The 22,457-nt window shown below is 64.8% G+C and carries 21 protein-coding genes and 1 pseudogene; 9 read left to right on the plus strand and 13 right to left on the minus strand.

Annotation, left to right across the window (positions count from 1 at the left end; all coding sequences use genetic code 11):
* Nucleotides 1–16: 16 nt before the first annotated feature.
* A complete protein-coding gene (locus N551_RS0113060; RefSeq protein ID WP_027567350.1) occupies nt 17–1,033 on the minus strand; it encodes a carbon-nitrogen hydrolase family protein in 1,017 nt (338 codons plus the stop codon).
* A gap of 204 nt (nt 1,034–1,237) precedes the next feature.
* Here N551_RS0113060 and N551_RS35370 point away from each other — a divergent pair.
* The 5 genes and pseudogenes from N551_RS35370 to N551_RS35375 form a co-directional block, all read left to right on the plus strand.
* Nucleotides 1,238–2,185, plus strand: a pseudogene (locus N551_RS35370) (helix-turn-helix domain-containing protein); the annotation flags it as partial.
* 98 nt (nt 2,186–2,283) lie between these two features.
* The gene (locus tag N551_RS0113070; protein ID WP_027567351.1) at nt 2,284–2,520 is read left to right on the plus strand and encodes a hypothetical protein; all 237 of its coding nucleotides are present in this window, start codon (nt 2,284–2,286) and stop codon (nt 2,518–2,520) included.
* 116 nt (nt 2,521–2,636) lie between these two features.
* Nucleotides 2,637–3,662: an aldo/keto reductase gene (locus N551_RS0113075; protein ID WP_027567352.1), complete on the plus strand. Its 1,026-nt coding sequence runs from the start codon at nt 2,637–2,639 to the stop codon at nt 3,660–3,662.
* Nucleotides 3,663–3,750: 88 nt separating this feature from the next.
* Nucleotides 3,751–3,912: a hypothetical protein gene (locus N551_RS38755; protein WP_197031132.1), complete on the plus strand. Its 162-nt coding sequence runs from the start codon at nt 3,751–3,753 to the stop codon at nt 3,910–3,912.
* Between the two features lie 148 nt (nt 3,913–4,060).
* On the plus strand, nt 4,061–5,482 hold the full coding sequence (locus tag N551_RS35375; RefSeq protein ID WP_051462700.1) for an MFS transporter: 1,422 nt from the start codon (nt 4,061–4,063) through the stop codon (nt 5,480–5,482).
* 46 nt (nt 5,483–5,528) lie between these two features.
* Here N551_RS35375 and N551_RS0113090 read toward each other — a convergent pair whose 3' ends face one another.
* From N551_RS0113090 to clpS, 3 genes are all read right to left on the minus strand, one after another.
* The gene (locus tag N551_RS0113090) at nt 5,529–6,074 is read right to left on the minus strand and encodes a cupin domain-containing protein (protein ID WP_027567353.1); all 546 of its coding nucleotides are present in this window, start codon (nt 6,072–6,074) and stop codon (nt 5,529–5,531) included.
* Nucleotides 6,075–6,155: 81 nt separating this feature from the next.
* The gene (gene clpA, locus N551_RS0113095; protein ID WP_018455181.1) at nt 6,156–8,561 is read right to left on the minus strand and encodes an ATP-dependent Clp protease ATP-binding subunit ClpA; all 2,406 of its coding nucleotides are present in this window, start codon (nt 8,559–8,561) and stop codon (nt 6,156–6,158) included.
* 289 nt (nt 8,562–8,850) lie between these two features.
* Nucleotides 8,851–9,183, minus strand: coding sequence for an ATP-dependent Clp protease adapter ClpS (gene clpS, locus N551_RS0113100; RefSeq protein ID WP_018455182.1), 333 nt, complete (start codon nt 9,181–9,183; stop codon nt 8,851–8,853).
* A 487-nt stretch (nt 9,184–9,670) separates the two neighbouring features.
* On the opposite strand from clpS, the gene N551_RS0113105 reads away from it, so the two are divergent.
* On the plus strand, nt 9,671–10,969 hold the full coding sequence (locus N551_RS0113105) for a pilus assembly protein (protein ID WP_027567354.1): 1,299 nt from the start codon (nt 9,671–9,673) through the stop codon (nt 10,967–10,969).
* Between the two features lie 74 nt (nt 10,970–11,043).
* Here the strand turns inward: N551_RS0113105 and N551_RS0113110 are convergent, their stop codons facing one another.
* A complete protein-coding gene (locus N551_RS0113110) occupies nt 11,044–11,382 on the minus strand; it encodes a phasin family protein (RefSeq protein ID WP_007603238.1) in 339 nt (112 codons plus the stop codon).
* A 388-nt stretch (nt 11,383–11,770) separates the two neighbouring features.
* Here N551_RS0113110 and N551_RS0113115 point away from each other — a divergent pair, with 388 nt between their 5' ends.
* Nucleotides 11,771–13,615: a D-alanyl-D-alanine carboxypeptidase gene (locus N551_RS0113115; RefSeq protein ID WP_027567355.1), complete on the plus strand. Its 1,845-nt coding sequence runs from the start codon at nt 11,771–11,773 to the stop codon at nt 13,613–13,615.
* A gap of 225 nt (nt 13,616–13,840) precedes the next feature.
* Here N551_RS0113115 and N551_RS0113120 read toward each other — a convergent pair whose 3' ends face one another.
* The 4 genes from N551_RS0113120 to N551_RS0113135 all read right to left on the minus strand — a co-directional run bounded on the left by N551_RS0113120 (nt 13,841) and on the right by N551_RS0113135 (nt 17,633).
* Nucleotides 13,841–14,566, minus strand: coding sequence for a DnaJ domain-containing protein (locus N551_RS0113120; protein WP_027567356.1), 726 nt, complete (start codon nt 14,564–14,566; stop codon nt 13,841–13,843).
* A gap of 66 nt (nt 14,567–14,632) precedes the next feature.
* The gene (locus N551_RS0113125) at nt 14,633–15,382 is read right to left on the minus strand and encodes a hypothetical protein (protein ID WP_027567357.1); all 750 of its coding nucleotides are present in this window, start codon (nt 15,380–15,382) and stop codon (nt 14,633–14,635) included.
* A gap of 121 nt (nt 15,383–15,503) precedes the next feature.
* Entirely contained in the window at nt 15,504–16,364 is an 861-nt protein-coding gene (locus N551_RS0113130; RefSeq protein ID WP_007603233.1) for an alpha/beta fold hydrolase, read from the minus strand.
* A gap of 345 nt (nt 16,365–16,709) precedes the next feature.
* Nucleotides 16,710–17,633, minus strand: coding sequence for a division plane positioning ATPase MipZ (locus N551_RS0113135; RefSeq protein ID WP_027567358.1), 924 nt, complete (start codon nt 17,631–17,633; stop codon nt 16,710–16,712).
* A 283-nt stretch (nt 17,634–17,916) separates the two neighbouring features.
* On the opposite strand from N551_RS0113135, the gene panC reads away from it, so the two are divergent.
* Both panC and N551_RS0113145 read left to right on the plus strand, forming a co-directional pair.
* Nucleotides 17,917–18,768: a pantoate--beta-alanine ligase gene (gene panC / locus N551_RS0113140; RefSeq protein ID WP_027567359.1), complete on the plus strand. Its 852-nt coding sequence runs from the start codon at nt 17,917–17,919 to the stop codon at nt 18,766–18,768.
* A 75-nt stretch (nt 18,769–18,843) separates the two neighbouring features.
* Nucleotides 18,844–19,596, plus strand: coding sequence for a hypothetical protein (locus tag N551_RS0113145; protein WP_081747838.1), 753 nt, complete (start codon nt 18,844–18,846; stop codon nt 19,594–19,596).
* A 31-nt stretch (nt 19,597–19,627) separates the two neighbouring features.
* Here the strand turns inward: N551_RS0113145 and N551_RS0113150 are convergent, their stop codons facing one another.
* The 4 genes from N551_RS0113150 to N551_RS0113165 all read right to left on the minus strand — a co-directional run bounded on the left by N551_RS0113150 (nt 19,628) and on the right by N551_RS0113165 (nt 22,441).
* Entirely contained in the window at nt 19,628–20,068 is a 441-nt protein-coding gene (locus N551_RS0113150; RefSeq protein WP_027567361.1) for a DUF1489 family protein, read from the minus strand.
* A gap of 43 nt (nt 20,069–20,111) precedes the next feature.
* A complete protein-coding gene (locus tag N551_RS0113155; protein WP_027567362.1) occupies nt 20,112–21,086 on the minus strand; it encodes a hypothetical protein in 975 nt (324 codons plus the stop codon).
* Nucleotides 21,087–21,244: 158 nt separating this feature from the next.
* Entirely contained in the window at nt 21,245–21,448 is a 204-nt protein-coding gene (locus tag N551_RS0113160; RefSeq protein ID WP_007611353.1) for a hypothetical protein, read from the minus strand.
* 330 nt (nt 21,449–21,778) lie between these two features.
* Nucleotides 21,779–22,441 carry a glutathione S-transferase family protein gene (locus N551_RS0113165; RefSeq protein WP_027567363.1) on the minus strand — a complete coding sequence of 221 codons (663 nt, stop codon included), beginning with the start codon at nt 22,439–22,441 and terminating at the stop codon, nt 21,779–21,781.
* Between the last annotated feature and the right edge of the window lie 16 nt (nt 22,442–22,457).

Here is a 22,457-nt window from a genome sequence, read left to right on the forward strand (position 1 = left end):
CCCTTGATTCCGGCGATCAGCTCGCCGCCGCGGCAATGTCCGTGGGCTCGACGGTGTCGACCGGCAGCGCAAACTGCTCGACGCGCTGGTATCGCTTCTTGTTGAGCAGGAGCCGCGTCACATCAGGGCGCGAATAGTGCCCGGCTGGATCAGCGGCGTTCTTGGCGACACCGATGGCGCCAAGATCGATCTCGGCAATCAAGAGGCCCTCCTGGTCCGGCGCGAGCTTGTCGCCGATCTGGCTGCCATCGGGGCCGTAGATCGCAGCGAAGCCACCGCCGGCATGCAGCAGCGCGTGCTTGTCCGGCCGATCGCAGAGCTCGTCGATCATCGCTTGCGAGACCGTCGCGCAAGGGGCGAGCACGAAGCAGGAGCCCTCCACGGCATAGACGCGCGAGGCGGCGTTATTCACCTCGGCGCCGAGCGCCGGCGCGAAGGGATCGTAGAGCGAAAAGCTCGGCCAGGCCGCGACATGGACCTGCTCGTTCTGGGCATACATCGCGTATTTCGACAGCGGCTGCAGATGCTCCCAGCAGCACAATGCGCCGATGCGGCCGATGTCGGACCGCGCGTGCACGGCGAGATCGCTGCCGTCGCCCTCACCATAGACAGTGCGCTCGGCATGGGTCGGCCGCAGCTTGCGGCGCTTTGCGATGGTCTCGCCGTCCGGCCCGATCAGCCATTGCGCCAGATAGAGACTGCCGCCGTCGCGCTCGGACAGACCGAGCACGGCAGTGAGCTTGGCCTTGCGCACGGCATCACGCAGCCGCTCGGCCTGCGGATTGTCGTAGGACAGCGAATTGTCGAAATAGCGCTGCACGAAGCCGCGGCCGATCGCCCAGGCCGGCGAATCCATCCAGATGTGCCAGGGGTAGCCGGGGATGAAGGCTTCCGGAAAGGCGATCAGCTTGGCGCCCTTCTCGGCGGCGTCCCTGATCAGGGCGATCGACTTGTCGATCGAGGCATCGAGATCGAGCCAGGCGGGCGCCGCCTGCACCACCGCGACCTTGTATTTCGGATGTTCGATGCCCATTCCCACCTCCCTTGCCGGTTGATCGGAAGCCAGGTCCGATGCAGTCTATTTGACCAAGCCGGGCGGCGGGCGCTCGACCACGGCGGAACAAAAACTCGACCGGACGGAATCGTCGGCCCGGTACGGGATTTGCCTCCGTCAGTGGGGACCTGCGCCGACACGCGATTTTGCGGGATGTGAAAGGGAGGCTCTGCAGATGCCAATCAGTTCACCACGGACGACAGCCCAGGCCACCGCCGCCTTGCGCTCTGGCAGGATATCGTCTGCGACGTTTTCGTCGGACTCGACTGCAAGTCCGATCTTGGCAGCGCCTTTCGCGGCTCGGTCACCCGGGCGCCACTGGGCAAGGCGGAATGCTCCGAGGTCTGCTCCGACCGTCAGCACGTGTTGCGCACGCCCTCGCGCATCGCGCGCTCGGATCAGGATTTCATCCTGATCGCGCTCGGCAATCGCGGCGCCGGCGCTGTGGTGCAGGACGGCCGCGAGGCCGTGGTGCATCCGGGAGAATTTGCGCTCTATGACACCACCCGTCCCTACGAGCTGAAATTCGACGGCATCTTCACGCAGACCATCTTCAAGGTGCCGCGCGAGATGCTGCAGCGCCGGCTCGGCGCGAGCGAAACTCTTACCGCCACCTCTTTCGGGCCGGACTCGCCACTGCAGAGGATCGCCTACGACTTCATCTACCGGCTCTGCCAGAGCGCGGATCAGATCGATCCGCACCACGCCGCCGCTCTGTCGGAACAGGCCATCGATGTCCTGGCGATGGCACTTGGCGAGCGGCTGGGCAAGACGCCGCTGCCGTCCTCGACCCATCGCTCCGCCCTGCTCTACCGGCTGAAGGCGCATATCCGGGCTCATCTTGCCGATCCCGACCTCTCGCTGTCCGAGACCGCAGCGGCGCTCGGCATCTCGTCCCGCTACGTCAACGATCTCCTCGCCGACGAGGACACCTCGTTCCAGCGTTACGTCCTCGGTGAGCGCCTCGCCCAATGCAGGCGCGACCTCGCCTCCCCCGTGCTCACTCACCGCCACATCAGCGAGATCGCCTTCGCCTGGGGCTTCAACGACCTCTCGCATTTCGGCCGCGTCTTCCGCGAGCATTTCGGGATGTCACCGCGCGACTTCAGGCAGAACCAGTCGCGGCATTGACGTCCGGTTAGCCACTGGCCCGAGCCTTCGCTTCAGGCGAAGGCCATGCTCGTGAATTCCAGATTGTCAGGTGCTGCCGCCGGGATCAGGCTCTGCACATGAGAACCAACGCCCCGATAAGCGGATCGGAGGTCTTGCTCGGCGTGATCGCGATCCGGCTCGCGGTGCTGGTCGCGGTGGGCTGGGGCCTGACGCTCCTGCCGCAGCAGGCGCGCGAGAGCGAGGTCGCCTGCCTTCAATCGCCACTAGCGAGGAGCGCGGCTCGGCTTCCCGCGACGACGGTCGGTCCGCGCGTGATTGACGCAGCATTCGATGACATGCGTCTGCACGACTAGGCCGCCCCCAAGCAAGGCCGGTATGTGAGCGCGGCGTAGGACACGGCGCGTGCTTGCACTACCATCCGGCACAGAGGTCGCGGGGATCAATCAGCGGCCAGCCGAGGAGCAAATCGATGGAATACCGACGCCTGGGCCGCTCGGGCCTCGTGGTGCCCGCCTTGAGTCTTGGGACCGGCACCTTCGGCGGCGTTGGCCGCCTCGCTGCGTGGGGCGCGACTGACGCGACCGAAGCGCGGCGCCTTCTGGATATCTGCCTCGATGCCGGCGTGTCGATGTTCGACACCGCGAACGTCTATTCGCTCGGCGAGTCCGAGCGCGTTCTTGGCGAGGCCATCAAGGGCCGCCGCGACAAGGTTTTGGTCTCGACCAAGGCGACGTTCCGCTTCGGCGACGGCCCCAATGACATCGGGTCGTCGCGCCAGCATCTGCTCGCGGCCATCGATGCTTCGCTGAGCCGGCTCGGTACCGACTACATCGACCTGTTCCAGCTTCACGGCTTCGATGCCTTCACCCCGCCTGAAGAGGTGCTTAGCACTCTCGATGTGCTCGTGCGTGCCGGCAAGATCCGCTACGTCGGCGTGTCGAATTTTTCGGGCTGGCACCTGATGAAATCGCTTGGCGTTGCCGACAAACATGGCTTCCCGCGCTACGTCGCCAACCAGACCTATTATTCGCTGATCGGACGCGACTACGAATGGGAGCTGATGCCGCTCGGCCTCGACCAGGGCCTCGGCGCAGTGGTCTGGTCGCCGCTCGGATGGGGACGCCTCACCGGAAAGATACGCCGCGGCCAGCCAAAGCCTGAACTGAGCCGCCTGCCCAAGACGGCTGAGTTCGGCCCGCCCGTGCCGGACGAGCATGTTTATCGCGTCGTCGATGCGATCGACGAGGTCGCCAAGGAAACGGGCAAGAGCGTCTCGCAGATCGCGCTGAACTGGCTGCTGCAGCGTCCGACCGTCTCGACGCTGATCATCGGCGCGCGCAACGAGACGCAGCTGCGCGAAAATCTCGGCGCGGTCGGCTGGTCATTAACCAAGGACCAGATCGCAAAGCTCGATGCGGCGAGCAAGGTGACGCTGCCCTATCCCTACTGGCACCAGCGCACGACTTTCACCGACCGCAATCCACCGGCGGTGTAGCGGCCGGGGCGCCGGCGCAGTCCGGCTTGAGCTGCATCAAGCCGGTCCGCGCCGACAGTGGCATCGTGCGCACCCGTGAGGCAGCCCGATGCGCCGATTTGCCATGAAGGCCCTGTTCACCGCTCTCAATCTCAACCGCGCCGAGCGGAGCGGAATCGATTGGGACCGCACCATCCGGATCGTCTCGACCGCGGTGACGGTTGGGCTCGTCGCGCTCTATGTGTTCGGGAAGTCGACCTCGCGCTGGTGAGTCCGCGAAGGCCGTTCCGACCCATGCCCGCGGTGCCGGGAGACCCGCCCCCGACGCAGGAACCGCCCGTATCCTGCCGGGTTGCGATGCATCTCGCAATTTCCTAATCCGGAGACGAACCACGGCTCGAATCAAGCACGCCGCCCTCATGTCGCCAGCCCCCATGGAGCACGCCGACGGCCTGCCGCAGCCGCAGCGGGGGCAGGCGGTCCTGACCATTGCGCTCGGCATCATCATGGCAGTGGTCGACAGCGCCATCGCCAACGTCGCGCTGCCGACGATCGCGGCCGACCTCGACGCGAGCCCGGCGTTCTCGATCTGGATCGTCAACGGCTACCAGCTCGCGATCACGATCTCGCTGCTGCCGCTGGCTTCGCTCGGCGAGATCGTCGGTTATCGCCGCGTCTATCTGGTCGGGCTGGTGCTGTTCACGCTTGCCTCCGCATTCTGCGCGCTGGCGCACACGCTGCCGCTGCTCACGATTGCACGCATCGTGCAGGGCTTCGGCGCGGCCGGAATCATGAGCGTCAACGCAGCGCTGGTGCGTTTCACTTACCCCCGCAGCCAGCTCGGCCGCGGCATCGGGCTCAACGCTCTCGTCGTCGCCTTCTCGGCCGCGGTCGGCCCGACGCTCGCAGCCGGTATCCTGGCGTTCGGCAGCTGGCCCTGGCTGTTCGCCATCAACGTCCCGCTCGGCGTGGTGACACTGGTGCTGGGCCTGCGCAGCCTGCCGCACACCAGGCCTGCGAGCCATTCCTTCGACTGGCAGAGCGCGGGGCTGTCCGCGATCACTTTCGGCGTCGGCATCGCGGCCGTCGATAGCGTCGGTCATGGCGAAGCGGCGATCACCTGCCTCGTGCAGTTCGCCGTAGCGCTCGTCGCCGGCGCATTGCTGATCTACCGCGAGACCCACATGGCCTCGCCGCTGCTGCCGATCGACCTATTGCGTATCCCGGTGTTCGCGCTGTCGATTGCAACCTCGATCGCCTCGTTCTGCGGGCAGATGCTCGCCTTCGTTGCGATCCCCTTCTACCTCCAGAGCCGCTTCGGCTATTCGGCGGTCCATATGGGCCTCTTGATCACGCCATGGCCGATCGCGGTGGCGTTCGCAGCCCCCCTCGCCGGCCGCCTGGTCGAGCATTATCCGGCCGGCCTGCTCGGCGGCATCGGCCTCACGCTGTTCGCCTGCGGCCTCGCTGCGCTCGCTTTGCTGCCGGCGGCGCCGACGCCGCTCGACGTGATCTGGCGAATGGCGCTGGCCGGCGCCGGCTTCGGCCTGTTCCAGACCCCCAACAACCGCACCATGATCGCAGCCGCCCCGCGCGAGCGTGCCGGCGGCGCCAGCGGCATGCTGGGCACGGCGCGGCTGCTTGGGCAGACCACCGGGGCAGCGCTGGTCGCGCTGTTCCTCGGCCGCTATCCGATCGAGGGAACCAGGATCGCGTTGCTGACAGGCGTCGGCTTTGCGCTCTGCGGCGCGGCGCTGAGCATGTTGCGGCTGTCGCCCGCCGGCGCGCGCGGCGCCGAGCATGTTCGGGTGCAGGACGACCAGCGCCTGCGCGGCGAATAGCGCGTGACCATTTGGGAAGGCCGATTTCGGCTGGGTCCGCCCCTCCTCACATCTTCACCATCTCGGTGCGATATTTCGGCAGCAGTGCTGCGATCAGCTTGCCTTTCTCGGCCATCTCTTCCGGAGTCGGCTTCGGCGGTGGCGACGTGCGGCCTTCGACGGGAAAGCCAACCGCCAGGAAGAATTCGTCCTGTCCCGCTGGCGTGCACATGCAGAGCATACGGGCCATCTTGCCGGACACGTTCTTGAACGCGTGCGGCGCATTGGCCGGAACGTTGACGGTCGACCCCGCACTTACGGTGTGGGACTTACCGCGAAAGGTGAATTCAAGTTCGCCTTCGAGCAGCGTGAACATTTCCTCGAAATCGTGGCGGTGCGGCGGGGGCCCGCCGCCGGCGGGCACCAGCATGTCGACCAGGCAATAGCGTCCTGCGGTCTGCGCGCCTGACACCAGGACCGTGTAGGTGCCGCCGGCCACGGAGATATGCGGCACGTCAGCGCCGTCGGGATTGGCGACCCTCAGGGCGCGTGCGGGATCGTCGGCGGGGATCGAGGAAGCTGACGACGAGTTTGCAGAAGGCGTGTTGGTCATGTCGGATCTTCTTGCTTATATTTGACTGCCAATAAGAAAGGCCGGCTTCTCAGCCGGCCTTTTCAATTCATCGCGTGCGGATCAAGCCTTGACCAGCGGGCTCTTGGTCGGCCCCTTCGAGCCGCCGGGGCCACCTGGCTTGGACTTGCCCGGCGGGCGCTTGCGGGCTCCCGGGAGCTTCTCCTGCTTCGGCGTGACCGGCCCCTCGACGAACTCGAAGCCGATCTTGTCCTTGGTCTCGTCGGCCTCGTCCTTGACCAGAACGACGCGGACATGGCCGCCACCCTTGAGTTTGCCGAACAGCACCTCGTCGGCCAACGGCTTCTTGATGTGCTCCTGGATCACGCGAGCCATCGGACGTGCGCCCATCTGCTCGTCGTAACCATGCTTCACCAGCCAGGTCTTGGCGGGGTCGGACAGTTCGATGGTGACGTCGCGATCGCCGAGTTGCGCTTCGAGCTGAAGCACGAACTTCTCGACCACCGTACCGATCACCTCGACACTGAGATGGCCGAACGACACGACGGCATCGAGACGGTTGCGGAATTCCGGCGCGAACTGCCGGTTGATCGCCTCGTGGTCGTCGCCTTCCCGCTTCGAGCGCGTGAAGCCGAACGCCTGCTTGGCGAGATCGGACGCGCCCGCATTCGTGGTCATGATCAGGATCACGTTGCGGAAGTTGACCTGCTTGCCGTTGTGGTCGGTGAGCCGGCCGTGATCCATGATCTGGAGCAGCACGTTGTAGAGATCGGGATGCGCCTTCTCGATCTCGTCCAGCAGCACCACGCAATGCGGATGCTGGTCGACGCCGTCAGTGAGCAAGCCGCCCTGATCGAAGCCGACATAGCCGGGAGGCGCGCCGATCAGGCGCGACACCGTGTGCCGCTCCATGTATTCGGACATGTCGAAGCGCAACAGCTCGACGCCGAGCGACGCCGCGAGCTGTTTCGCGACCTCGGTCTTGCCGACGCCGGTCGGACCAGAGAACAGATAGCAGCCGATCGGCTTCTCCGGCTCGCGCAGGCCGGCACGCGCCAGCTTGATCGAAGCGGCGAGCGACTCGATCGCCTTGTCCTGACCGAACACGGTGCGCTTCAGGGTCTGCTCGAGATGCTTGAGCACCTCGGCATCGTCCTTCGACACGCTCTTCGGCGGGATCCGCGCCATCGAGGCGATCGTCGTCTCGATCTCCTTGATGCCGATGGTCTTCTTGCGCTTGTTCTCGGCGACCAGCATCTGCGCCGCGCCGGATTCGTCGATCACGTCGATCGCCTTGTCCGGCAGCTTGCGGTCGTGGATGTAGCGCGAAGAGAGCTGCACCGCAGCCTCGATCGCCTCGTTGGTGTATTTCAGCCGGTGGTAGTCTTCGAAGTACGGCTTGAGGCCCTTGAGGATCGCGATCGCGTCCTCGACCGTCGGCTCGTTGACGTCGATCTTCTGGAAGCGCCGCACCAGCGCGCGGTCCTTCTCGAAGTGCTGGCGGTATTCCTTGTAGGTGGTCGAGCCCATGCAGCGGATGGTGCCGGAAGCGAGCGCGGGCTTGAGCAGATTCGAGGCATCCATCGCTCCGCCCGACGTCGCGCCCGCACCGATCACGGTGTGGATCTCGTCGATGAACAGGATGGCATTGGGATGCGCCTCGAGCTCCTTCAGCACCTGCTTCAGGCGTTCCTCGAAGTCGCCGCGATAGCGTGTACCGGCGAGCAGCGTGCCCATGTCGAGCGAGAACACGGTCGCAGCCGCCAGCACCTCCGGCACCTCGCTGTCGACGATGCGCTTGGCCAGGCCCTCCGCGATCGCGGTCTTGCCGACGCCGGCCTCGCCCACGAACAGCGGATTGTTCTTCTGCCGGCGGCACAGCACCTGGATCGCGCGGTTGATCTCGGAATTGCGTCCGATCACCGGATCGATCTTGCCATCCCGCGCCTTCTTGTTGAGGTTGACGCAATAGGTCTCGAGCGCCTCGCCCTTCTTCTTGGCGTCCTCGCTGCCCTTGGTCTCCGTCTCCTCGTCGACGCCGCGCACCGGCCGCGCCTCGGAGACGCCCGGCCGCTTGGCGATGCCGTGGCTGATGTAGTTCACGGCGTCGTAGCGCGTCATGTCCTGCTCCTGCAGGAAATACGCGGCATGACTCTCGCGCTCGGCAAAGATCGCGATCAGCACGTTGGCGCCGGTCACCTCTTCGCGACCGGACGACTGCACGTGGATCACCGCGCGCTGGATCACGCGCTGGAAGCCTGCGGTCGGCTTGGCGTCGTCGGCGCCGTCCGTCACCAGGTTCTCGAATTCGGTCTCGAGATAATTGACGAGGCTCGTACGGAGCTTGTCGAGGTCGACGCTACAGGCGCGCATGACGGCGGCTGCATCGGAGTCGTCGATCAGGGAGAGCAAAAGATGCTCGAGCGTCGCGTATTGGTGATGACGCTCGTTTGCGATCGCCAGTGCACGATGCAGGGATTGTTCAAGGCTTTGGGAAAAAGTCGGCATTCGCGTCCTCTATGGCCCCCACCATCATGATCGCCATCGCCCGGTCAGGCAACAACAACCTTTGTCACATATAGTTATACAAGATCGCGGCGAAAGACCGGTTCCGCGGCTCAGGCGGCTGCACAGCTGAGGTATTTTTCGATGCAAAACCCGTTCCGGTTTGGGTACGATCGGCACCGGTCCGAAATTCCGTAGTTTTGCCGCAACGAACATCGCGCGCAGACATCACGCGGCAATCACATTGCGGCATGCACAAGCCGGCTTCGAACGCGCCGTAACGTGTCGAGTCTTACTTCTTTTCCATCACGCATTGCAGCGGATGCTGGTGCTTGCGAGCGAAATCCATCACCTGCGTTACCTTGGTCTCGGCGATCTCGTAGGTGAACACGCCGCACTCCCCGATCCCGTGATGATGAACGTGCAGCATGATCTTGGTTGCAGCCTCGGCGTCCTTCTGGAAGAATTTCTCCAGCACATGAACGACGAATTCCATCGGCGTGTAGTCGTCGTTCAGGATCAGCACACGGTACAGGTTCGGCCGTTTGGTCTTCGGCTTGACCTTGGTGATGACGGACGTGTTTGGCGCGGAGGGACCGCCGGAACGGTTCTCGTCGTTGCTCATCAGGGCAGCGTGGGCGGCGGCGGCCGCGGACGGATCTGGTCTGGAAGACAGTTGCGGCATGGCTCAGGCGTTCAAATTCCCCACGGAAGCGTATGACGGTTTGCCGCGCAGCCCCGGCTTTTGGAGCTTCGCACAGGCGCACCGCCTTGTTGGATCGCCGCTTCCAGCCGGTCCGGTCCAAGCCGGATCGGCCTCACCGAATATGGGCCTGCCCCCGGCTCGCCGCAAGCGTACGACAGCTCGGCCGATGCGGCCATGGCGGTCCCGATTCCCGGTCCGGGCGATCCTTGCCAAGGTTAATCAATCCGGACTGATTTGACAAAAGCTTCCGCCCCGCCCGTTTAGAAGATGTTGACCAGGAACCCGGCTGGCAACGTGGCTGCGGCTGTTTCGCGCGGGCTATCTCCGGTTTTCTACGGACCGATTTACCCTGCGTTCAACGGCGTGGCGCGAAAACGGGCAAAGTCACAGATTTCCGGGAATCGTCATGTCTCGCCTGCCATTCGTCAGCCGTATTGGTCGACACCTCGCCCGGTTTGCAGCGGCCGAACAAGGCAATATCGCCGTGATCTTCGCCATCGCGCTGCTCCCGGTTTTAGGCTTCGTCGGAGCTGCAATCGATTACAGCCGCGCGGCCCAGGCTCGTTCCGCAATGCAGGCGGCCCTCGATTCGACCTCGCTGATGGTCTCCAAGGATCTGTCGTCCGGCACCATCACGACGTCGCAGATCAGCATCAAGGCGCAGGCTTATTTCAACGCCCTGTTCACCGCCACCAACGCCCTGCCGTCGGTCAGCATCGCGGCCACTTACACCGCAAGCACCAGCATGGGCTCCACCATCCAGGTCACCGGCACCGGCACCTACACGACCACCTTCATGAAGGTCGCGGGCTTCCCGACACTCGACGTCGGCGCCAATTCCACCAGCGCCTGGGGCCTGGTGCGCATGCGCGTGGCCTTGGTGCTCGACAACACGGGGTCGATGGCCGACGACGGCAAGATGGCGGCGATGCAGACCGCCGCGAAGAGCCTGGTCGACCAGCTCAGCCTGCTCTCCAAGACCGATGGCGACGTCTACATCTCGATTGTTCCGTTTGCCAAGGACGTCAACGTCGGCGCCAGCAACTACAGCAAGTACTGGGTCGATTTCAGCGATTGGGACGCGGCCCGCGGCACCAGGTTCGCCAACCACAACACATGGACGGGATGCGTGGTCGACCGCGACCAGGACTACGACACGAAGAACACGACGCCCACGAGCGGCAACGCGGGAACACAGTTCCCGGCCGAACAGTACTCCTACTGCGACCCCGGCAGCTCGTCCTATCTGCAGCCAATCATGCCGCTGAGCTACGACTGGAGCTTACTCAAGAGCCGGATCGACGCCATGAAGCCCACCGGCAACACCAACCAGGGCATTGGCCTCGCTTGGGGCTGGATGACGCTGTCGGCTGGCGATCCCATGAACGCGCCGGCCAAGGACCCCAACTACACCTACAAGGATGCGATCGTGCTGCTCTCCGACGGTCTCAATACGCAGAACCGCTGGTACAGCAACGCCTGGCAAATCGACGCGCGGCAGAAGAAGCTGTGCGACAACGCCAAGGCGGCGAACATCACGGTCTATACGGTGCAGGTGAACACCGGCAGCGATCCGACGTCCAGCGTGCTGCAATATTGCGCCAGCGGCACCGACAAGTTCTACCTGGTGACGAAGGCAGATCAGACCGTCTCGGTGTTCAAGGACATCGGCACGTCGTTGTCCAAGCTGCGCGTCGCGCGCTGAGATCGACACGCCACGACAAACAAAAAAGCCCGGCTGCTTCAGCCGGGCTTTTGAATCCAGGACGTCAGGAAACGTTAGCTGGCGGCCGGAGTGAACTTCGACACGATGGTCTCGACCGGCTTGAAGGCCTGCTTGGCGAGGTCGCTGTAAAGGCCGGCGATCTTCTGCGATTCCGCGACGAAGGACTCGTAGGCGGAACGGGCGAATTCGGTCTGCGCTTCGACGGCCTTGTCCAGCGACTTCACGCCGGAAAGCTTCTCGACGAAGGACTTGGTGTCTTCGAACGACTTCTTGGTGTAGTCGCCATAGGCGCTGGCGATCGCCTGAAGGCCGTGCTGCATCGAGGTCGCGGAGGCGACGTACTGCTCGAAGTGCTCTTTCCCGTAGCCTTGAAAGTCTTCAACCTTGAACATTCGGAATCCTTTTCCCTAGCTCTCGTCGGGAAGCCCCGGCTCCCTGACCCTGCTTACAATTAGTGCAGCGCACAAAAAAGTCAAGAATTTTGTGCGACGCACAAAAATAAGGACAAGTTCGCACCAATTCCCGGGTTTTCCCGCAAGGGTTCCTTAAGGTTTTGGAAACCGCAGCGCCCTACTTTGATTCCCTGGACGTGTTCAGCTTCCACAAGCGGCCAAAAGCCGTTGGAGAACATCACCTTAGCCAGAATAGCGGCTCAGGCCCAACGTCCCCCGCAGCGAACACCTGCGGAAGGACAGCCTGAGCAGGTAATGATCCCGGGTCCCATGGGCACAATTTCGCCTCACGAGCCGGTGATCAAGTCAGAAACGGGGACGGGGTTTCATGCTTCGTAAAAACTTGTCTTCCTCGCGCTTGGCGCGGGTTGGCGTTTTTGGGCTTCTTGCGGTCACCAGTGCGGTCATCTTCACCACAGATGCTGCCGAGGCGCGGCGCCACCGTCGTCACTACGCGCACCACCGCGTGCAGCGCGATGTGTCCGAGAGTTCCAGCCCGAAATTCGCGTCGATCATCGTCGACGGCAATTCCGGGTCCGTGCTTCAGGCAACGAGTCCCGACGGGATCCGCCACCCGGCCTCGCTGACCAAGATCATGACGCTCTATCTGCTGTTCGAGCGCCTCGAGTCCGGGAAGTTGAAGCTCGACACCGAGATGCCGGTGTCGCAGCACGCCGCCGATCAGGATCCGACCAAGTTGAACCTGCGTGCCGGCCAGACCATTCGCGTCGAGGACGCAATCAAGGGTCTCGTCACCCGCTCCGCCAACGACGCAGCCGTTGTAATCGCGGAAGCGATTGGCGGCGACGAGGACGACTTCGCCCAGATGATGACGCGCAAGGCGCGTTCGCTCGGTATGTCCAGGACGGTTTACCGCAACGCCAACGGTCTTCCCAACGACGAGCAGGTCACGACCGCGCGCGACCAGGCCACGCTCGGCCGCGCCATCCAGGAGCGCTTCCCACGCTACTATCGCTATTTCGCGACCTCGACGTTCAACTGGCGCGGACAGTCGATCCGGAACCACAATCATCTGCTCGGGAATGTCGAGGGCGTGGACGGCATCAAGACCGGCTACACCCGCGCCTCCGGCTTCAATCTCGTGACCTCGATGCGCCGCGGCAACCGCCACCTGATCGGCGTCGTGCTGGGCGGCCGCAGCGGCGGCTCGCGCGACGCCATCATGCGCAACCTGCTCGCGGAGAACCTCGATAAGGCCGCGACCACCCATACCGTCGCCGCGGTCACCGAGCGCAACGGCTCCGACGCCGCTGCCGAAGTCGCTGATGCGTCGGATACCCCGGCACGCTCCGCTCCGCAGGTTCAGGCTGCCCCTGCTCCCGAAGCAGCCCCGTCGCGTCTCGCCGCGCGCCTGTCGACGCTTGCGGCTGCGACTGCCGCGGTGCCGCCGGCTCAGCCCAGATCTGAAGCCAACAAGCCTGAAGTTCGGTCGACTGAATCCAAGATCGAGCCTGCGCCGCTCACCAATGGCGTGATCTCGAGCCAGCCCCTCTCGATCATCCCCGGCTCGTCCGAGCCGATGAAGCCGGTCCGGGTCAAGACCGTGCAGGTCAAGGCCGGCACCGTGAAGGTCGCCTCCGCCGCCCCGGCTCAGATCGCACCGCAGGTCACGAGCACGATCGCGTCCCGCTCCGACGTCGCCGAAACCTCCGGCGCCGTCGTGGCCCGGGCAGACCTCATCAACAAGCCCGAGGTTGCCAGCCAACCGGAGGCGCCGAAGGCCGAGATCGCCCGTACCGAGCTGCCGCGTCAGCCGGCGGGCTTCGGCACCGGCAATGGCATCCTCGGCGTATTGCCGGCCGCCGCCGCCGCCGCACCCGCCCCGGCTGCTACGAAGCTTGCGTCAGCCGACCCGGCGCTGCAGCCGATCCAGATGAGCACCACCGCGAAGCCGGTCGTCACCCACAGCGGCTGGATCGTCCAGGTCGGCGCGCTCGAGAGCGAGAACGAAGCCCAGCAGCGAATCGACGCGGCGCGCAGCTCGGCTCGCGGCCTGCTCAGCAAGGCCGATCCGTTCACCGAGCCAGTCGTCGCGAAAGACAATCGCAAGCTCTACCGCGCCCGCTTCGCCGGGCTCGACCGCGACCAGGCGGAAGCCGTCTGCCGCACCCTGAAGCGTGCCGATATCTCCTGCATGACCGTCCGCAACTGATCTTTTCGCGCCGTTCCAATCAAAATGCCCGCGCCTTGCGCGGGCATTTTCATTTTCGGGATACGGTGGCCGACGAGGCTGTTCCACGACAACCTCTCGTCAAGGATTTACGGTTAAAACTTTACGCAAGGGATCGACCACGCCGACAATGGCGGGCATCGGGGCGACGGCAAACAGAGCAAGCGGGGCTCACACGGGACGAGCGTTTGTAGCGTGGTGCCGGAGTTAGCCGTTATGCGTGCGAAGCAGAGTATCCTTGGCCTCGTTTACCCGGGCAGCGAGATACGTCGAGCCCCCCTGGTCGGGATGCAGTTTCTTCATCAGGGACTTGTGAGCCCGGCTGATGTCGTCACGGCCCGCCCCCGGCTGCAGGCCAAGGATCTGATAGGCCTCCTCCGTCGTCATTTTGCCGGTCGCCACCGTGCGGCGCTGCCCCCCTGCCGCGTCGCCCTGCGCGTTCTGACGCCAAGCGGGAAACCGGCGGTCCAGATAGCTTTCAAGTAGGGCCACGCTCTCGGCGTCGAACGCCGGGACCATTGCCAGCAGGGCCGCGAGATCGAACTCATCGAGATCGCGCCCGGCGTGAGGCCCGGCGACGATCCGGCCTCCGAGCTGGCCGGAATCGTGATCGAGCCGCATATCCAGAAATTGCGAGCGCACGCGCGACGCCTGACCGGCCGGGCGCGTCGCGCCGGCGCCGAACAGCCCGCCGATATTGCCGAAGCCGGCGTTTGCCATCGGTGTCCAGCCCAGGAGCCCGGCGCCGAATATCCCGAGCGGGATCGCCACCACCAGTTCGCCCTTCAATCCCGTGAACGCTGCGACAGCCAGCGCGACCACGCCGCCACCGAACCTGATCGCGCGTGCCAGCACGGCCGGATTGGCCGAACGGAACATCTGGAGCAGCAGATAAAGGGTGATAACAGCGATAGCACCGGCAATCAGGGTCATGGCCTGAATATAGTCGGCCTATCGCCAAAAAGCATCGAGTCCTTGGCCCCGCAGACCGCTGCAGCGCTACTTCATCTGGCCGATCAGCCTGGCCGCGCCACTGGCGGTCTTCGCCAACTGCAACAGCGCCTCGCGTCCGCCAGCCGCGTAGGCGGCGGCTGCGCGCAACAGCTCGCGCAACTGCGCCGCCGCGCCCGGATCGAAGCGGCACCAGGCGCCGCCGGTCAGGCGGGCGATCTCGCGAAAGGCCTGCTCGGCCACCGCGTCATGGCCTTCCTGAAATACGAACACAGGCACCTTGAGCATGCCGAGCTCGCCGGCCTTGGCGCAGAGTTCGTCGACGTTCTCTTCCATGGCGTCGCCGACGAAGACGACGGCGCGCACGCCGGATGCGACAGCCTCGCGCCGCGCCTCGCTCAGCACCTTGCCGATCTGGGTGTCCCCGCCGCGGCAATCGATCTTGCCCATCAGCGTCGCAAGCCTGGCGCTGTCGGAGATCCATCCCGTGGCGCGGCACTCGTTGAAGCCGCGATAGTAGACGAGCCGGATGTCGAGACTGCCGAGCGCGGCGGTCTCACGGAACATGTCAGCCTGAAGCGCACAGGCCATGTCCCAAGTCGGCTGCCGGCTCATCGTCGCATCCAGCGCGAAGATCAGCCGCCCCTTCGCACCGGGCGCATGCGGTGACAGCGCGCGCGCGTTTGCGACGAAGGCGGCGATGTCCTCCGCGGTCGAGGTCCCCGCCTGCGGCACAGCGCCGCCTGGTTGCGTCGAGGCGGCATCGCGGCCGCGCGGTTTGATGGGTTCGCCGGACATTCCTTGACCTTGGCGTGAACGGCTAATGTGGTCAGCGCATGCCGCCCGGTCAATGTGCAAAGCCCCCGCAGGCGGAACCCGGCGGAGGCTTTGAAAATCGGTATCGACAACGAGGAAGGCGTCAGCTCTTGGCAGGCGCCATCAAAGCGACCGGCCCGGGCTCGAGAATCTTGGGCGGGGACGACTGCGTATCGACCGGCGCCACTTCACTGTCAGTCGCGCTCAGGAACTTGTCGAGCATGCCCTGGATCGAATTCTTGGCCGCGTCCGGACCGGTGTCGCGCATATCGTTGTGCTGGAATTCGGTCTTCACGACCTGGATACCGGCCTTCTCGCATTCCTCGTCGGTCGGGATCACGCCCGCATCGGCCTTGAACTGCGGATCGGTGGAGCGGAACGACAGGATCTTGAACTTGCCGGCAGTGACGAAGGGCACGCGAAGATTGTCGAGCGTGACGACCTTCTTGACCTCATCCGGATACTGCTTGGCGAAATACATCGTGATGTCGCCGCCCATGGAGTGGCCGACCATCGTCACCTTTTCGTAGTCGGCGTTGGGCTGAACCTTCTTCATCTCCTGCATGGCGAGATGGATGTTGGCGACGCCGCGCAGGATCTGCGGCAGCCGGCCGACATAGATCTCACCGGGCTTGGTCACCATCGGAGGATCGGTCGGCAAATCATGCTGCGGGCTGACGACGAGATAGCCGCGCGCGGCGAAAATATTGGCGAGGAAGCCGTACTCGGTGTTCTTGACAGTGTTGCCGTGGTTGATCACGGCGACCGGCATCGTGATCATGCCGGCGTTGGCCTGCATTTCCTTGTCACGACGGATCGCGATATCGACGGGCACCGCACGGTTGTCGCGCGAGGCATCGTAGAAGGTGATGGTCTCGTGCCTGATTGCCCACTTGCTCGCCGTGAAATAGGCGACGCCGCAGAGGGCACTGACCGAAACCAGAACGGCAATTCCACGCTTCATTTTCGTCCTCAGCCTCAGGCTCTTGCGGCCTGAATCCCTGTTGAAAATCGTGTTCTTCCGGAGCTCTTCGGCCCCTGGTCGCCTATTCCCTAATATATGTCACAGCCGCGTGACAGAAAGGCTAAATATTGTGAACTGGCAGCCCTTTCATTGTGCGGCGCACACGTTTGTTGGGCACCTCGCTCTCATACGGCTACGTCAGGGTGCACGTCACCTTCCGACGCAACCTGTCTCGATCGGGTTCAATTTTGCAGTAAACGCGGGGTGAAAACTGTTGAGCGCGGGCTGGGTTCCCACGGGAGACCGGCCGCTTTGATCGACCGGAAGTAGCGATATACCGCCGCCTCAGGCGCCGAGGATGTCGTGGACCTCGAGCGGCTTGTCTACCTGGTTGAACCACTCGGCACGGTTGGCGGCGCGGCGGCGTCCGCGCTCATCGAGCGGAAGCTTGAGCTGGCGGAGCAGGCTCGTCACCTCCTCCCGCGCGGTGAGATGGCCGAGATTGGGTCGCATGCCGAGGGTGGCCTCGTCGATCTCGTCCAGCGCGGTCAGGCCGCGCGGGAAGAACTCGCGATAGACGACGCGTTCGGCGAAGCCGTCGACGTAGCGGAAGCCCAGCCGCATCGACAAATCCTTCAACCCCTCGGCAACCAGCTGCTTGTTGCGGGAGCCGAGCATCGACAGGCGGTTGCGCACGACGATCCAGTCGGTGGTCGCGCCGTCGAGCTGGCGGCGCTTGCGCCTGACATCCCGCACCATCTCGGCGTAGTGGCTCTCGCCCGTCACCGCGTAATTGGCGGGGTCAACGGTGCCGAGCACATCGAAATCGAGGAAGCTGTCGTTGATCGGGGTCACCAGCGTGTCGGCCATCGAGTGCGCAAGCCGCATCAGGTAGCTGTCGGTGCCGGGCGTATCGATGACGATGAAGTCGAAGCTGCTCTCGACCGCCGAGACCGCCTCCATGAACTGAAGGAACTCCGAATTCTCGTTCTCGGCGACCTGCATGGTCTCGCCGAGCTTGATGCAGCGATGCAGCGGCAGTTCGAGGTCGAGCTTGGTGCGGCGCGCCCAGGCGGAACGGTTGTTGATGTAGTGAGTAAAGCTCTGCTGACGGCAGTCGAGGTCGATGGTGGCGACGCGCTGGCCGGCTTTCAGAAGCGCGACTGCGATGTGCAGGGCGGTCGTCGACTTGCCGGAGCCGCCCTTCTCATTGCCGAGCACGACCACATGCGCCGAGCCGGACTGGCCTTGGCTAGCTTGCACAAGCATCGCGATCCTCAACACCCCTGACGAATATCTTCGAGTTGGCCGCGTCTGCGGTCAAGTGAAATGCGTGACAGGCAATACAAATCGCGGCGCGCCGACCTTCATCATGAATCGCCGCGCCGCTTCGCGTCTGTGATCCAACCCACAATGTCGCGACCTCTTACGCGGCTTTGCGCGGGATGCTGTGCCGCATCCGGATGCGTGGCGTCCATGGTCGCCGCTTGTTAAGGTTAGCCCGCCGGGCGCCGGGACGCGCCCGCCGATTCCCCAACTCCGTCGAGTTCTGATGTCACGCAGCCCCTTGATCGCCCGCACGGTCCCCACCTTGCGAAGCGCCGTCGACAATCTTCGCAAGCGAAAGGCCACGATCGCGCTGGTCCCGACCATGGGAGCGCTCCATGACGGCCATGTGTCGCTGGTGCGCCTGGCCAGGCGGCGCGCGAGCCGCGTCGTGGTGTCGATCTTCGTCAACCCGACCCAGTTCGCTCCGACCGAGGATTTTGGCGCCTATCCGCGAACCTGGAAGGCCGATCTCGCCAAGCTGGCCGCCGAGGACGTCGATATCGTCTGGCATCCCGGCGCCGAGGCCATGTATCCGGAGGGCTTTGCCACCCGCATCGTGCCGGAGGGACCAGCGCTGGCCGGCCTCGAGGACCGCTTCCGCCCGCATTTCTTCGGCGGCGTCGCCACCGTCGTCGGCAAGCTGTTCACGCAGTGCCGGCCGGATGTCGCGATCTTCGGCGAGAAGGATTTTCAGCAGTTGCGGGTGGTGGCGCAGATGGCCCGCGACCTCGACCTCGGCGTCAAGGTGATCGGTTCCCGCACCGTGCGCGAGCGCGACGGGCTCGCGATGTCCTCGCGCAACGTCTACCTGTCACCACAGGAGCGGCAGACCGCGACCACGCTGTACCGCGCCATGAAGGACAGCGCCGGGCGCATCCGCGTCGGCGAAGAGGTCGCAGCCGCAATGGCACGCGGTGCCGCGATGATCACGGCGGCCGGCTTTGAGCTCGACTATTTCGAGGTGCGCCATGCAGCGACCCTGGCGCCTGTCATCTCGCGCAAGGACGGCCCCTTGCGCATCCTGGTCGCGGCCAAGCTCGGCACGACCCGGCTGATCGACAATATCGCGGTGTAACCGCCAAGGTTGATCTTGCACCTTTGCTCGCCCGGAGGGATGATCGGCACGAGGAAGCGAGCCGACTGGCGGGGCATGTCATCCATCAGCGCGAGGATCGTGAGCTGCGTGCTGGCGCTCGTTGCAGCAGGCGCCGTACAGGCCCAGCAGCGTCCGCCGATCGGCGCCTTCGGCTCGCCGCCCGACGCCATGATCTTCTACGTCGCCCATGGCCCGGCCGATGCCTGCGGGCCCGGGTGTTCCGACTGGATTGCCGCGGAAGGGGCTGTGCAGTGGGATAGCTACAAGCGGCTGATCGCGATCCTCGACCGTCAGGCCGGGCGCAAGCTGCCTGTCGTGATCCATAGCTGGGGCGTATCCAATCTCAAGGTCGCAAGCAGCCTCGGCCGCATCCTGCGCGACCGCGGCCTCGACGCCACCGCCGGGACGACCGAGGTCACAGCCTGCGCCAGGAAGCCGGACGCCGAATGCTTTACGCTGAAGCGGCCGGGCGGACCGCTCGATGCAAGATTGTCGGCGTCGAATCTGATTTGCGATTTTGCCTGCGTGCTCGCGCTGGCGGGCGGCGTGCATCGCAGCCTGCCGCCGGGCACGAAGGTTGTGCTGGGCAGCCGCTCCGTCCGTAACCGGCTCGCGCCCAACATCCCGGCTGAGCAGCGCGAGAGCCTCACGGAGTATTTTGGCGAGCAACACCGGAAATATCTGAACGAGATGGGCATTGCGCCCGATCTCGTCGACATCGTGGATGGCATCGGCGAAGGCGGGCGCCCCGTCGTCATACCGCCGTCCGACTGGGCGCGGCTGCACATCGTGACGCCGTCGCAGTGACGCCTCGCAGTGACGCCTTGGGAGTAGCGGACTACAACAACCCGAGATCGCGCAGCTCGCGCCGCATCGGCTCCGGCATCGCCGCGATCGAGCCGGCCGCGGACTTACCGAGATCGGGCGGCACCGAATCGTCGGCGAGATAGCGCCAGCCCTGGAACGGGCGCATCGGCCGCGGCGACACCGCGATCACCTTCGGCTGCATCACGATCCGGCAGCGCCCGATGCCGTCCTTGTCGCGGAACGGCTCGATGCCGATGATCTTTTCGCGCGCGGCGACCTCGCCCTTGATCACCCAATAGAGCGACCCGCCCGACAGGATCTCGGCGTCGCGCTTGGGCACCATGCGGGTGATGTGGATGTGATGCTGCGGCAGACCCTTCTTCTTGGCGGTCTGCATCCGTTCGGCAGTCCACTCCTTCAATTCCTTGACGGATTCGCAGCCGACGGCGAGCTTGATCAGATGTAGTGGCATGCCCCCAGCATTAGCCGGGCAGCCACGCATTTGGAATGCCGATCTACTCGTTATCCGCAGCCGGGGGAGCCGCGGGCGGCGGCGTGAGCGGAACCGGTGCTGCCGCCGGCGCCCGCGCAGCCTTCGGCGCAGGCGGCTTCTTCGCGGCGGGAGCCGCGGTCTGTGCCGAGGCCGCTGCCGGGACGCGCGGAGCCGGCGCGGCCGCTGCGTTCGCTGTGGGCGATGCCTGGCGCGTCGGCGGCTCCGGATTCATGATGCTGACCGGCGGCGTCGACGAGGCACTCGGGAACTCCGCATTGGTCGGCTTGCCCGTCGGCATCGACGGCGGCAGTCCGGCAAGCGCGGCAGTGGCCGGCAACGATTGCGCCGTTGCAGGCGCATTCCAGGTCGGCGCGTAGCGCGCGACCAGCGTGTCGTAGAGATGGGAATCCATGTTGGCGGCGACCTGCTGCTGGTCGGTCAGCGAGCGGAATGCTGCGCAGTCGAACTGCGTGCAGCCGTCGCGCGCGACCAGCACCTGCGCGACCAGGCCGTAGCGATCACGCTCCAGCGATTTGCGCAGCACCTTGATGTCGGGCGTCAGGCTCCTCTCCGCGGTCGCGGCATCGCCGAGCGCCGTCAGCCGGTCGATCCTGGCCGCGGTCGTGGAGACGGCCGCAGCCGCCGCGTCAGGCGCGCCGAACAGCGCCTTCTCGCAGCCAATGGCCACGGCTTCGCCGGCGAGATCGTCGAGACAGGACAGCGCCGGCAGGCTCGCAGCCATCGCGGCCTGCGCGCGCGCCTCGGTCGGCGTGGTCTGCCCCGCCGGTCCATCGACGCGCACCACGGCAGCCAAGGCGATGGCAATGGCGAGTAGTGCAACAACGGTCAGCGCGCCGTTGGCGACCGATCGCTCGGCGCGCAGCAGCGTGACCAGGAGGATCAGTCCGAAGAAGCCGGCAGCCGCCAGCATCATCCACATTGGAAACGCCGGCGAGCGCCAGATTTGGTCGAGCGACGAGGCCCATGCCCAGTTCATGCGCGACGTCCCCTCACGCGAGCAGAGAGCGAATGGTCAAAGCGAGCACCGAGAGTCGGCTGCTGCCCCCGGCCCACCTTTTGAAGGTGAAGCGGGCCTTTTGACGGCGGCAGAATACAATTCCCCGGGACGCGCCAATGCGCGGATAGCGGCGGCCTTCAGGACAGCGCGAGCTGGCTTTCCTTGGCGACGCGTTCGAAGGCTTCGGTCGAGCTCTTGATCCGGTACTGACAGTCGTCACCATCGGTCGGCAGGAGGCGGATGACCTCATACGAGCCGCTGGCAGCGGGGCGTGCGACATTGCTGGCGGTGAACAATACGCGCGCGCCAATAGGGAATTTGTGCTTCAACACCCTCTCCATCACTCAAACAACGCCTGCCACGCCCATGGTCCCACTGCGTCGGCCGGCCGGAAACCCAGCCGTGGTATAGCATGCGGCGGGCGTTTTTGGCCAGCAGTATGCAACATGGCAAACGTACGAATTTTGCAGTTATTTCAGAGTGATGCCGCCAGCCGATGATACCGCTGGAACCGGTTCTTCAGGCGGTATGGGGCAAACGACCGTCGGGGCTGGCGTGATCCACCGCCTTGGGCAGTTCCTGGGCCGTGAGGTCCCTCTCCTTGCCGACCACCCGGGCGATCGAGCGCCGCCGGCTTGCTGCGTCAAGCGAGACCCGATCGCAACCACAGATTACACGTTCTCGAACTTTTCGATGATGAGCGTTTCGGCGAGCGCGTCCCGGGTCCATTCCTGGAACGCCGGCAGCGCCAGCATCGTGTCCATGTAGGCCCGAGTCTCCGGCGTGACCTCGATTGCGTAGGTGCGGAAGCGGTGCACGACCGGGGCATACATCGCATCCGCCGCGCCGAAGCGCCCGAACAGGAACGGTCCATCGGCGCCATACCGGGTCCGGCACTCGCGCCAGATCTCCTGCACGCGCGCGATATTGGCCTCGGCATCCGCCGACAGCGTCACGGCGCGCACCGGGCGGTGCAGATTCATGCCGCATTCGTTGCGAAGGGCCATGAAGCCGGAATGCATCTCGGCGCACACCGAACGGGCATGGGCGCGGGCGGCGGCGTCGTCCGGCCACAGCTTCACTTCCGGGTAGCGCTCGGCGATGTATTCGATGATGCTGAGCGAATCCCACACCGTGATGTCGCCGTCGACCAGCACCGGCACCTTGCCGGCGCGGCTGAACGAGATGATCTGCTCCTTGTCCGCGGGATTGTCGGTGTAGAGCGGGATCAGGGTCTCCACGAACGGGATGTCGTTGGCTCGGAGCGCGAGCCACGGCCGCATCGACCATGACGAGTAATTCTTGTTACCGATTGCGAGTTTCAGCGCAGCCATGTCATCAGTCCTTCTC

The organism is Bradyrhizobium sp. URHA0013 (assembly GCF_000518345.1).
In the GTDB taxonomy this organism is placed as follows: domain Bacteria; phylum Pseudomonadota; class Alphaproteobacteria; order Rhizobiales; family Xanthobacteraceae; genus Bradyrhizobium.

Excerpts from the sequence above, each read along its gene's own strand:
- clpS (WP_018455182.1), bottom strand. The coding sequence starts at position 9,183 with ATGAGCAACGACGAGAACCGTTCCGGCGGTCCCTCCGCGCCAAACACG.
- clpA (WP_018455181.1), bottom strand. The coding sequence starts at position 8,561 with ATGCCGACTTTTTCCCAAAGCCTTGAACAATCCCTGCATCGTGCACTG.
- N551_RS0113120 (WP_027567356.1), bottom strand. The coding sequence starts at position 14,566 with ATGACCCTGATTGCCGGTGCTATCGCTGTTATCACCCTTTATCTGCTG.
- N551_RS0113110 (WP_007603238.1), bottom strand. The coding sequence starts at position 11,382 with ATGTTCAAGGTTGAAGACTTTCAAGGCTACGGGAAAGAGCACTTCGAG.
- N551_RS38755 (WP_197031132.1), top strand. The coding sequence starts at position 3,751 with ATGCGCCGATTTGCCATGAAGGCCCTGTTCACCGCTCTCAATCTCAAC.
- N551_RS0113135 (WP_027567358.1), bottom strand. The coding sequence starts at position 17,633 with ATGCTTGTGCAAGCTAGCCAAGGCCAGTCCGGCTCGGCGCATGTGGTC.
- N551_RS0113070 (WP_027567351.1), top strand. The coding sequence starts at position 2,284 with ATGAGAACCAACGCCCCGATAAGCGGATCGGAGGTCTTGCTCGGCGTG.
- N551_RS0113105 (WP_027567354.1), top strand. The coding sequence starts at position 9,671 with ATGTCTCGCCTGCCATTCGTCAGCCGTATTGGTCGACACCTCGCCCGG.
- N551_RS0113155 (WP_027567362.1), bottom strand. The coding sequence starts at position 21,086 with ATGAACTGGGCATGGGCCTCGTCGCTCGACCAAATCTGGCGCTCGCCG.
- N551_RS0113150 (WP_027567361.1), bottom strand. The coding sequence starts at position 20,068 with ATGCCACTACATCTGATCAAGCTCGCCGTCGGCTGCGAATCCGTCAAG.
- N551_RS0113145 (WP_081747838.1), top strand. The coding sequence starts at position 18,844 with ATGTCATCCATCAGCGCGAGGATCGTGAGCTGCGTGCTGGCGCTCGTT.
- panC (WP_027567359.1), top strand. The coding sequence starts at position 17,917 with ATGTCACGCAGCCCCTTGATCGCCCGCACGGTCCCCACCTTGCGAAGC.
- N551_RS35375 (WP_051462700.1), top strand. The coding sequence starts at position 4,061 with ATGTCGCCAGCCCCCATGGAGCACGCCGACGGCCTGCCGCAGCCGCAG.
- N551_RS0113165 (WP_027567363.1), bottom strand. The coding sequence starts at position 22,441 with ATGGCTGCGCTGAAACTCGCAATCGGTAACAAGAATTACTCGTCATGG.
- N551_RS0113090 (WP_027567353.1), bottom strand. The coding sequence starts at position 6,074 with ATGACCAACACGCCTTCTGCAAACTCGTCGTCAGCTTCCTCGATCCCC.
- N551_RS0113075 (WP_027567352.1), top strand. The coding sequence starts at position 2,637 with ATGGAATACCGACGCCTGGGCCGCTCGGGCCTCGTGGTGCCCGCCTTG.
- N551_RS0113125 (WP_027567357.1), bottom strand. The coding sequence starts at position 15,382 with ATGTCCGGCGAACCCATCAAACCGCGCGGCCGCGATGCCGCCTCGACG.
- N551_RS0113160 (WP_007611353.1), bottom strand. The coding sequence starts at position 21,448 with ATGGAGAGGGTGTTGAAGCACAAATTCCCTATTGGCGCGCGCGTATTG.
- N551_RS0113130 (WP_007603233.1), bottom strand. The coding sequence starts at position 16,364 with ATGAAGCGTGGAATTGCCGTTCTGGTTTCGGTCAGTGCCCTCTGCGGC.
- N551_RS0113060 (WP_027567350.1), bottom strand. The coding sequence starts at position 1,033 with ATGGGCATCGAACATCCGAAATACAAGGTCGCGGTGGTGCAGGCGGCG.
- N551_RS0113115 (WP_027567355.1), top strand. The coding sequence starts at position 11,771 with ATGCTTCGTAAAAACTTGTCTTCCTCGCGCTTGGCGCGGGTTGGCGTT.